Here is a 9,998-nt window from a genome sequence, read left to right as displayed (position 1 = left end):
ACTGTCTTAAAAATGCGACCTGGTTTTGTAAATCATCTTTTTGGTTTCTCGTAGACACTCTCGCATAAATAACTACTTGGCGCTGGTCATTTTCGGTATTTATGCCTTTAAATTGAAGATACTGGTCGTAAGTGTAATAACGCCTATCCGTTGGAGTTCGATTCGCTTTTAGAGTTCCTTCCCTATCCCAGCGTTGCAATGTCTTAACAGACACGCCTAACAATTCAGCAAAATCTTTTGGCTTGTAATTTGTGATATTTGGTGTGTTCATAATAGCTTACTCCTTCGAGTATATTTAAACACATTCAATCACATTTGTCTATTACTTTAATTTCTTAACATTTTCTCCTGTAACGGTATGGCGGAGTCCGCCGATACTCTATTATAGGATAGAAAATCCGGGCATGTCAAGGAAGCCTGGCCAGGTAATCGGCGAAAAGGGCGATGCATTCCCGCGGATAGGGCTGAGAATGCTGCCAGAGCGGCGGAAGTCCGAGGGAGCGGAAGAAGTCGGCAGGAGTATGCCGGTAAAGAACGTCCCGGATGGTGCGGATATCCCGCTCCACACTGGAGCAGGAGACCTGATGCAGGGCGGCTACGGGAAGATAGATGTCTCTGCGCATATTGTGAAGGCGGGCCGGATCCTTGGCGGCCAGCCAGACGGCGTCCGCGAAGTATTCGTAGCCAAGATACTGAGAGTGCAGGCCGGCGGATTGCAGCAGCTTGTATAATTCGGTTCTTTTCATAAGATAGCCCTCCTCTGTATATTAAATAATGAAAGAATACGAATAAAAATGGAAAAACCAGACAAAATAAGAGATGGGAAAAAGCGCGGATTTTGGGAAAATCTGCAATTGCCATTTAAAGGCGGATGGTATATAATAAATTAACTATATAGTAAAGGTAGAGGAGAAATTATGAATCTGGAAAAGTTTGTGGAGCAGAATGCGCCCAGGAACCGCATCGCCCTGCTGGTGATTGTGGATATCTTTCTGATTACCCTGTCCGGCTTTCTGTCCCTATATGTAAGGTATGATTTCAGCTTCAGCAAGATGGACATGCAGTACGTGGATTACGAGATTCAGTACCTGCCCATCGAGCTTGCAGTGACCCTGTTACTGTTTGTATTATTCAAATTGTATCGAAGCGTATGGCGTTTTGCCAGCTCAGCGGAGCTCCTGAACGTCATCGGAGCCTGCTCAGTCAGCATCATTCTGCAGATCGTGGGAATGGGAATCCTGGGAATGCGGATGCCGGTCAGCTATTATCTGATGAAATACATGTTCCTGATCGTGGGCGTGGGCGCGCTGCGCTTTACCTACCGCATCTTACGGATGCTGCAGGAACGCCGCAATGTGGACACCAAGGGAAAATGCAAGAACACCATGATCGTAGGCGGCGGCGAGGCCGGAGCCATGATCATCAAGGAGTTCCAGAACAGCCGTTTTCTGAATCAGAAAATCAGCTGCGTCATCGACGACAATCCCTCCAAGCAGGGCAAGTACCTGCGCGGTATCAAGATTGCCGGAGGCCGTGAGGATATCCACCGCTTGGTGCGGGAAATGAATATCGACGAGATTATTGTAGCCATGCCCTCCGCGCCCCAGTCCGAGACCAAAGAAATCCTGAATATCTGTAAGGACACCGGCTGCGAGCTGAAGGTGCTGCCGGGTCTCTATCAGATGATCAAAGGCGAGGTCAGTATCTCCAAGCTCCGTAAAGTAGAGATCGAGGATCTGCTGGGCCGGGAGCCCATCCGGATTCAGCTGGACGCCATCATGGGCTATGTGTCCGGCAAGACCGTGCTGATTACCGGCGGCGGCGGATCCATCGGAAGCGAGCTGTGCCGTCAGGTGGCAGCGCATACCCCCAAGCGCCTGATCATCGTAGATATCTATGAAAATAACGCCTATGATATTCAGCAGGAGCTGAAGCGGAATTATCCGGAGCTGGATCTGGTGGTTCTGATCGCTTCCGTGCGAAATGAACACCGCATCAACAGCATTTTTGAAAAATACCGTCCTGATATCGTATACCACGCGGCGGCGCACAAGCATGTCCCGCTTATGGAGGACAGCCCCAACGAGGCCATCAAAAACAATGTATTCGGCACCTACAAGACGGCCATGGCGGCGGACAAGTACGGCGTCAAGCGCTTCGTACTGATTTCCACGGACAAAGCCGTGAATCCCACCAACGTCATGGGCGCGTCCAAGCGTATGTGTGAGATGATCATTCAGATGATGAACCATCATTCCCAGACAGATTACGTGGCGGTGCGTTTCGGCAACGTGCTGGGCAGCAACGGAAGCGTCATCCCGCTGTTCAAGAAGCAGATCGAGAAGGGCGGTCCGGTGACCGTCACCCATCCGGATATCATCCGTTATTTTATGACGATTCCCGAGGCAGTATCCCTGGTGCTGCAGGCCGGAGCCCTGGCCAGAGGCGGAGAGATCTTCGTCCTGGATATGGGAGAGCCTGTGAAGATTCTGGATCTGGCGGAGAACCTGATCCGCCTGTCCGGCTACAAGCCCTATGAAGATATCGACATCGAATTTACTGGCCTGCGTCCCGGCGAGAAGCTGTATGAGGAGCTTCTGATGAGCGAAGAGGGTCTGCAGGAGACAGAAAATAAACTGATACATATCGGAAAACCCATCGAATTTGACGAAGAAAAGTTCAAGGATCAGCTGAAGGTGCTGTACGAGACTGCTTATGAGGACTACGATGGAATCAAAAAGATGGTACAGGAGATTGTGCCGACTTACACCATAAAAGGATAAGAGAAAGCAGGAGGAAAGGATCTATGAACGAGTATCAGGAGACCTATGAGAAGGAAATCAGCCTGATCGAGCTTATGTTTTACTGCCTGAAAAAATGGCGCTGGATCGTGACGGCCATGCTGGTGATGGCGGTTCTGGCCGGCGGTTACAAGTACCGTGCCACTGTGAAGGACAACGCAGCCAAGCGGGAAGCAGAGCTGAACAGCGACATCAAGGGAGAGAACCAGAAGAAAGAGGTCGTGACCAACCCGAATATTGAGTACTACGAGTTAGCGATTGATAACACCCAGCAGAATCTGGATACCATGAAGGATTACATTGATAACTCCGTGATCATGAATCTGGATGCTTATCATCTGAACACGGGCATTTTAAGCTTCTATATCCATGCCGACAATGCCAATGACGCTATGCTGGGCAATCTGATGGCGGCTTATAAGACCTTCGCTACCGACGGCAGACTGGCAGAAGCGCTGCAGGCTGCAGGAAGCAAGATGGAGACATCCGAGGTTCAGTACCTGATTAAGTTCGATACAGAGGAGCTTTCCGCTACCGAGCAGAACGCGAACGAAGACGCGACTTCTACAGTCCTGATTGCAGGTAATCAGAAGAAGCCGACCGTATTCCAGGTGCAGATTACCGCGGAAAATGAGAAAAAATGCAAGACATACATCGAAGCGGCTGAGAAGGCATTTAATGAGTATTCTCAGGAGCTGCAGGGAAAAATCAGCGCCCATGAGCTGGAGCTACTTTCCACAGCTCAGACTGAGCGGATCGACAGAGATATCGAGTCCTATCAGACGAATGTCCTGTACAACTATAATAACCAGTTCTCCAGTCTGAAGACCATGCAGTCCGACCTGAAGACCCTGAAGGAGCAGGAGGGCGAGACCATCGTGATAGGCAATGAAGTAGCCTATGCCAGCCCGGCGACCGCAGCTGTGAAGTACGCCATCGTAGGCCTGGTACTGGGCGCATTCCTGGCTGCCTTCGTGCTGGTAGTCATCTTCCTGATGAGCGGCAGACTGGAAAGCACCGACGGCTTCCGCGAGGAGTACGGCATGCCGCTGCTGGGGCAGGTGACAAAGCAGGATGGCAAGAAGCGGATCTTCGGCTTCATCGACAAGTGGCTGGTTCGTCTTCAGGAGGGCGCTTACGCCGACATCACCTACGAGGAGCAGGTGAAGATTGCGGCAGCCAACTTAAAGGCGGCAGCCAAAGAGGGAGACTTGAAAAAGATCATGCTTGCTGGTACAATAGCGAAGGAAGAGGCTGAGGCCTTCCGGGCAGAGTTCGCGAAGGAGCTGGATGGCATCACTCTCTCCGGTTACGAACGCATCGTCTTCCAGGCGTCCGCTCTGGAGGAGTTGGACAGCTACGATGGAGTCCTGTTCCTGGAGAAGCAGGGTACTTCCTATAGCAAGATGATTAAGAAAGAGCGCACCCTGGCGGCAGACAGAGACGTCAAGGTATTGGGCGCCGTAGTACTGTAACTGAAAGTACGAATTCCGTAGATAAATCGGGTTCCGTTCCTGCCCATCTGCTAGACAGGCAGGCGGAGCCCATCTAAATAAGTTATAAATTAACTATAGAATATTTAATAGGCTTATATCCGGAATCGTCGCTTTGCCGCGTTCCGGGGAGAGCCGTCATATTCCTGAATGAATCCGGGCTGCCACGCGGAATGGCGAAGCACGCCCAAAAACAGATTTCGGATGGAGGTAACCCTATGTGGTATGTCATACAGGTTCTAACCGGTCGGGAGGAGCAAATCATAGAGGAAACAAAAGCCTATGGCGTCACGCCGTACTACGAAGAACTGTTCAGTCCCCGCTGCGAGCGGAAAAGAAAATATCTTGGTGAATGGCACCTGGAAAGCGAACTTCTCTTTCCGGGTTATCTTTTTGTCATCACCTCCCGGGCGGAAGAGCTCTACCGGGCCCTGAAACGTATCCCCCGCCTGACGAGACTGGTGGGCACCGGCGAGAAATGGACCCCAATGACCCCGGACGATGTCCGCCTGGTAGAACTCCTCACCGGCCCCGACCGCACCGCTCATTTCTCCGAGGGCTACATTCAGGAAGGAAAAGTAACCGTAACAAGCGGTCCCCTCAAGGGACTGGAAGACAAGATATGCCGGATCGACCGGCACAAACGCCTGGCCTGGCTGGAAGTGAAGCTCGTGGAAAGACGGGTGGAGGTGATGGCAGGGCTGGAGATTGTGAGGAAAGAGTAGAGGGAGAGAGTATGAAGATTCCATTTTCACCACCAGATATTACAGAAGCAGAGATTGAAGAGGTAGCAGAGGCGCTCCGTTCCGGATGGATTACCACCGGGCCGAAGACCAAGGAGCTGGAACGGGAAGTGGCAGCTTTCTGCGGTACGAACAGAGCCGTATGCCTGAATTCCCAGACGGCCTGCGGTGAAATGACGCTGCGTGTGCTGGGCGTCGGAGAGGGCGATGAAGTAATCACCAGCGCTTATACCTATACAGCCAGCGCGTCGGTGGTATGTCATGTGGGCGCGAAGCTGGTTCTGGTGGATACCCAGAAGGATTCCCTGGAAATGGACTACGATAAGCTGGAAGCAGCGATCACAGAAAAGACGAAAGTAATTATTCCGGTAGATCTGGGCGGCGTGCCCTGCGATTATGACCGGATTTTTTCTATTGTGGAAAAGAAAAAAGCACTGTTCCATCCGACCAATGAACTGCAGAAAGCCATCGGCAGAGTCATCGTGATGGCAGACGCGGCCCATGCGTTCGGCGCGACCTGGAAGGGAAGACCGGTGGGAAGCATAGCGGATTTCAGCAACTTCAGCTTTCATGCCGTGAAGAACTTTACGACGGCCGAGGGCGGAGCGGCAACCTGGCGGAGCATCGAAGGTGTAGACGATGAAGCGCTTTACCACCAGTATCAGCTGCTGTCGCTTCACGGACAGTCCAAGGACGCGTTGGCCAAGACTCAGCTGGGAGCATGGGAATATGATATTGTCGGCCCCTGGTATAAATGCAATATGACAGATGTGACAGCGGCCATCGGCCTGGCACAAATGAAGCGGTACAAGGGTCTGCTGGAGCGCAGAAAAGAAATCATCGGCAAGTACGACGCAGCGCTGAAACCACTGGGAATCGAAGTACTGGATCATTACAGCGAAAAACATCAGTCTTCCGGACATCTGTATATCACCCGTATCCCAGGGATCACGCTGGAGCAGCGCCATGAAATCATCGTGAAAATGGCAGAAGCCGGAATCGCCTGCAACGTCCATTACAAGCCGCTGCCCATGATGACCGCGTATAAAAATTTGGGATTTGATATCCAGGATTATCCGAACGCATACGAGCGGTTTGCCAATGAGATTACATTGCCGCTGCATACAAAGCTGACGGATGAAGAAGTGGATTATGTGGCAGAGCAGTACAGTAAGATTGTGAAGGAGTATCTTGCATGCTGAAAAAGTGGGAAGAGCTTCCGAAATACATGCGGACCGAAGCGGTAAGACCTTATTACGAGAGCCTGAGCAGGAAGAAATTCAGTTTATATGTAAAAAGATTCTTTGACGTGACAGTTGCAAGCGTCATGCTGGTTCTTTTATCGCCGGTATTGCTTGTACTGGCATTTCTGATAGCAAAGGATTCCAAAGGCGGCGTCTTCTACCGGCAGGAGCGGGTGACCCAGTACGGCAGGAAGTTCCGCATCTTTAAGTTTCGCACGATGGTGGCAAATGCCGACAAAATCGGAACCCAGGTAACGGTACAAAACGACAACCGAATCACAAAAATTGGAGAAAAACTGCGGAAGTATCGCTTGGACGAGCTTCCGCAGCTTTTTAATATTATCCTCGGCGACATGAGCTTCGTCGGAACCCGCCCGGAAAGCACCCATTACGTAAAATGCTATACCCCTGAAATGTACGCAACCCTACTGCTCCCGGCAGGCGTGACCTCCGAGGCCAGCATCCGCTACAAGGACGAAGCAGAGCTGCTGGATCAGGCGGACAACGTGGATGAAGTATACGTGAAAGAGGTGCTTCCGGGGAAGATGAAATATAACCTGGAGGAGATTCGGAAATTTAGTTGGTGGAGAGAGATTGGCACTATGGTGAGAACTGTGGTGGCCGTGGTGAGGTAATAAAAATACCGATGGAAAATAAGTTAAAGGTGACACTTGGAGTCATAGCATACAACGAAGAAAAATACTTGCCTGATTTATTGGACTGTATATTGAAGCAATCTTATCCGGCAGAGTTATTGGAGATCATATTAGTTGATGGTAAGTCTGAGGATAAAACTTATGAAGTAATGAAAAACTTTGAAAAAAAATATTCGCAGTTTGAAAAAGTCTTGGTGGTTACAAATGAAAAACGAACACAGCCAGCGGGATGGAATGTCGTAATCAGATATATGACCGGGGATATATTGATTCGTGTAGATGCCCATGCGCTTATTCCAGAAAACTTCATTGAAAATAACGTGAGACGTCTGGAGAGCGGCGAAGTTGTGTGCGGTGGTCCACGAACAAATATTATTGATGAAAATACAGCATGGAAAAGAACATTATTAACTGCTGAACAATCCATGTTTGGAAGTGGAATAGCTCCCTATCGGAGAGAAAGTAAAGATGAAGTGAAATATGTAAAATCGGTATTCCATGCAGCATATAGAAAAGAAGTAATTGATAAGGTGGGAATGTTCAACGAGTCGCTTCTTCGGACGGAAGACAATGAATATCATTATCGAATCAGAGAAGCAGGATACCGGATTTGCTATGATGAGAGTATTGTGTCATTTTATCAGACAAGAAACACGTTGAAAAAAATGATAAAACAAAAATACGCCAATGGCTATTGGATTGGGAAAACAGCATGGATATGTCCGAAATGCTTATCACTCTATCATTTTGTGCCGGGAGCATTTGTGATTTCCATTTTAGCAACCGGATGCCTGAGCCTGGTAGGAATCAAATGTTTTTTTAGGATGTTATTGGGATTATACGGGTGTTGCTGCGGGATTTTGACATTACTTTGTTTTATTAAGGAACGATTTTTGCTATCGAACTTGCTGTTAGAAGCGATTTTTCCGATTCTCCATATTAGTTATGGGGTTGGGACTTTGAAGGGATTAGTAGAAGGAAGATGTGATGAATAGAATTATGAAGGATTTAATTTCTGTAATTGTGCCGGTTTACAGAACAGAAAAATATTTGCGGCGATGTATTGATAGTATTTTACGACAAACCTATAAGAATTTGGAGATCATTTTGGTAGACGATGGTTCAGATGATGGAGCTCCTTTAATATGTGATGAATACGCACATAAAGATCAAAGAATACAAGTGATTCATAAAAAGAATGGTGGTTTATCAAGTTCTAGAAACGCAGGTTTAGATAAGGCAGTAGGAAAATATATTGCATTCATTGATTCGGATGATTTTATAGCAAATGATTATGTTGAAACTTTATATAGAGAGATTAAAAAAAATTCTGCGGAGTTCAGTAAAATTGATTATAAAGAAGTATACGATGAGAAACAGATTTGCGAAAAGTCATCAAAGCAGAGCGTGATATATGAAGGGGAAAAAGTTGAAGAAGCCTATTTTGATTTAAGAATTGATAGTGTATGTGTTTTTTTGTATTCAAGAAATTTAATTGGTGATACCAGATTTATACAGGGAGTAACAAGCGAAGATATTCCGTTTAATTTTGAGATTTTTTCAAAGGCTCAAAAGTTGGTGTATATACCAACTGTAAAATATTATTATTACCATAACCCAAAGTCGATTAGTAATGGTAAATTTAATAAAAACATGATTAATTATTTGTTGTTTAGAAAACAAATATATGAGTATTGTAGAAGTGAGAAAAAGAGAACAGAGAAAAAGGCGGAAATATTATATGCCAGGGCAGCTATGGGATTAATGGCTAGAATGGCTATTTATGGAATAGAAGATGAGTTAGAAGAAGATAGATATAAAAAAATTATGAGAAAAGCTTTCAAACCACATAAAAAAGCGTTTTTTAGTGATCGTAATACGGAATTATCAAGAAAACTTTTGGCAATTTTGGTATTTGATTTTTATCCGGTTGCGACGATATTAAGGAGAGTTGCTAAATGAGAATTTTAGTGGATGGTCTTCCAAGAGAAGTCGGTGGCGTGGGGACTCTAATTATGAATTTGGTGAGATATTCCAGAAAAATGGGGAATTCAACCGAATTTGAATTTTTAGTTCCAGAGGATTCAAATTATGTAAAACTTTTAAAACAAGAGAATTATAAATTCTATATAGTTCCCAGTTATTCTGATATTATCAAATACAGAAATTGTGTTCTAAAGATATTTAAAAGAAATAAATACGAGTATCTTTGGTTTAATAATACATGCAAAGTTAATATAGTACTGCCTTATTATGCAAAAAAAATAGGAAAAGCAAAAATTATTGCGCATACGCATGGAACAGATATAGAAGAACAGGGGATAAAAAGAATAATATTTAAAGTAATAGATACATTTAATAAAAATAAAATGTTTTCACTCATAGATGTACCGTTTGCGTGTTCAGAGGAGTCGGCGGACATATATTACAATGGAAATGAAAGATTATTATCCAATGTACAGATCATAAAAAATGGTATAGAAATAGAAGAATTTGCGTTCTCTGAAAATAAGAGAAGTAGGATTCGTAAGAGTATGAACATTGCAGATGATGAGATAGTATTAGGGTCAGTAGGAAGAATTACAAGGGTAAAAAACTATCCGTTTCTAATCAATGTGTTAAAGAAACTTCCCCAAAAGTATAGGTTAATCATAGTAGGGGATGGTGAATTGAAAGGGGAGTTAGAAAAACTGATATATATAAATAGGTTAGAAACCAGATGTAATATGATGGGAAGCAGGGATGATGTGTCCAGCCTTTTAAATGCAATGGATATTTTTGTGTTACCATCGTTTAATGAAGGGTTTCCGATGTCAGTAGTGGAGGCGCAGGCAAACGGGTTGGTGTGTGTAGTGTCTTCTACTGTGACAAAAAAAATAGATTTAACAGGAAATGTATGGTTTGAAGATATTAAAAGTGAAGAAGAATGGGAAAATAGAATCAGATCCCTTCAAAATATGCAAATAGAGCGTTATATAGGGAAGGATAAGGTTAGAGAAAAAGGATACAGTATTAAAGATACTTGTACAAATTTTTATTCTGTAGTGATATAAGAGGTTTA

At 45.7% G+C, this 9,998-nt stretch carries 10 protein-coding genes; 8 read left to right on the top strand and 2 right to left on the bottom strand.

Translation table 11 applies throughout. The features are described 5' to 3' along the window. The coding region (locus tag OCV63_RS16420) for a MerR family transcriptional regulator (protein ID WP_262670935.1) at window positions 1-256 on the bottom strand (256 nt) is incomplete at its 3' end. A gap of 151 nt (window positions 257-407) precedes the next feature. Next, window positions 408-746 (bottom strand): sporulation initiation factor Spo0A C-terminal domain-containing protein, encoded by a 339-nt coding sequence (locus OCV63_RS16415; protein WP_158365315.1) that lies wholly within the window; start codon window positions 744-746, stop codon window positions 408-410. A gap of 171 nt (window positions 747-917) precedes the next feature. Between OCV63_RS16415 and OCV63_RS16410 the strand changes: the two genes are divergently transcribed. From OCV63_RS16410 to OCV63_RS16375, 8 genes are all read left to right on the top strand, one after another. Continuing rightward, window positions 918-2,783 (top strand): polysaccharide biosynthesis protein, encoded by a 1,866-nt coding sequence (locus OCV63_RS16410; protein ID WP_158365314.1) that lies wholly within the window; start codon window positions 918-920, stop codon window positions 2,781-2,783. A gap of 23 nt (window positions 2,784-2,806) precedes the next feature. After that, window positions 2,807-4,276 (top strand): hypothetical protein, encoded by a 1,470-nt coding sequence (locus OCV63_RS16405; protein ID WP_158365313.1) that lies wholly within the window; start codon window positions 2,807-2,809, stop codon window positions 4,274-4,276. A 236-nt stretch (window positions 4,277-4,512) separates the two neighbouring features. After that, a complete protein-coding gene (gene loaP / locus OCV63_RS16400) occupies window positions 4,513-5,019 on the top strand; it encodes an antiterminator LoaP (protein WP_262670933.1) in 507 nt (168 codons plus the stop codon). An 11-nt stretch (window positions 5,020-5,030) separates the two neighbouring features. Beyond that, window positions 5,031-6,239 carry a DegT/DnrJ/EryC1/StrS family aminotransferase gene (locus OCV63_RS16395; protein WP_158365311.1) on the top strand — a complete coding sequence of 403 codons (1,209 nt, stop codon included), beginning with the start codon at window positions 5,031-5,033 and terminating at the stop codon, window positions 6,237-6,239. Continuing rightward, window positions 6,233-6,916, top strand: coding sequence for a sugar transferase (locus OCV63_RS16390; protein ID WP_158365310.1), 684 nt, complete (start codon window positions 6,233-6,235; stop codon window positions 6,914-6,916). The genes OCV63_RS16395 and OCV63_RS16390 overlap by 7 nt, the downstream gene beginning before the upstream one ends. Further along, window positions 6,865-7,932 carry a glycosyltransferase family 2 protein gene (locus OCV63_RS16385; RefSeq protein WP_262670934.1) on the top strand — a complete coding sequence of 356 codons (1,068 nt, stop codon included), beginning with the start codon at window positions 6,865-6,867 and terminating at the stop codon, window positions 7,930-7,932. The genes OCV63_RS16390 and OCV63_RS16385 overlap by 52 nt, the downstream gene beginning before the upstream one ends. Then, window positions 7,925-8,899 (top strand): glycosyltransferase family 2 protein, encoded by a 975-nt coding sequence (locus OCV63_RS16380; protein WP_158365309.1) that lies wholly within the window; start codon window positions 7,925-7,927, stop codon window positions 8,897-8,899. The genes OCV63_RS16385 and OCV63_RS16380 overlap by 8 nt, the downstream gene beginning before the upstream one ends. Further along, window positions 8,896-9,990 carry a glycosyltransferase gene (locus tag OCV63_RS16375; RefSeq protein WP_158365307.1) on the top strand — a complete coding sequence of 365 codons (1,095 nt, stop codon included), beginning with the start codon at window positions 8,896-8,898 and terminating at the stop codon, window positions 9,988-9,990. The genes OCV63_RS16380 and OCV63_RS16375 overlap by 4 nt, the downstream gene beginning before the upstream one ends. The last annotated feature ends 8 nt before the right edge of the window (window positions 9,991-9,998 follow it).

Origin of the sequence: Laedolimicola ammoniilytica (genome assembly GCF_025567165.1) — a bacterium.
Taxonomy (GTDB): domain Bacteria; phylum Bacillota; class Clostridia; order Lachnospirales; family Lachnospiraceae; genus Laedolimicola; species Laedolimicola ammoniilytica.
The sequence above is the reverse complement of the archived record's forward strand: the minus strand, read 5'-3'. Positions and strand labels throughout refer to the sequence as shown.

What these genes read in the sequence shown, in the direction of transcription:
- OCV63_RS16415 (WP_158365315.1), bottom strand. Translation starts at nt 746, where the DNA reads ATGAAAAGAACCGAATTATACAAGCTGCTGCAATCCGCCGGCCTGCAC.
- OCV63_RS16395 (WP_158365311.1), top strand. Translation starts at nt 5,031, where the DNA reads ATGAAGATTCCATTTTCACCACCAGATATTACAGAAGCAGAGATTGAA.
- OCV63_RS16405 (WP_158365313.1), top strand. Translation starts at nt 2,807, where the DNA reads ATGAACGAGTATCAGGAGACCTATGAGAAGGAAATCAGCCTGATCGAG.
- OCV63_RS16375 (WP_158365307.1), top strand. Translation starts at nt 8,896, where the DNA reads ATGAGAATTTTAGTGGATGGTCTTCCAAGAGAAGTCGGTGGCGTGGGG.
- loaP (WP_262670933.1), top strand. Translation starts at nt 4,513, where the DNA reads ATGTGGTATGTCATACAGGTTCTAACCGGTCGGGAGGAGCAAATCATA.
- OCV63_RS16390 (WP_158365310.1), top strand. Translation starts at nt 6,233, where the DNA reads ATGCTGAAAAAGTGGGAAGAGCTTCCGAAATACATGCGGACCGAAGCG.
- OCV63_RS16410 (WP_158365314.1), top strand. Translation starts at nt 918, where the DNA reads ATGAATCTGGAAAAGTTTGTGGAGCAGAATGCGCCCAGGAACCGCATC.
- OCV63_RS16380 (WP_158365309.1), top strand. Translation starts at nt 7,925, where the DNA reads ATGAATAGAATTATGAAGGATTTAATTTCTGTAATTGTGCCGGTTTAC.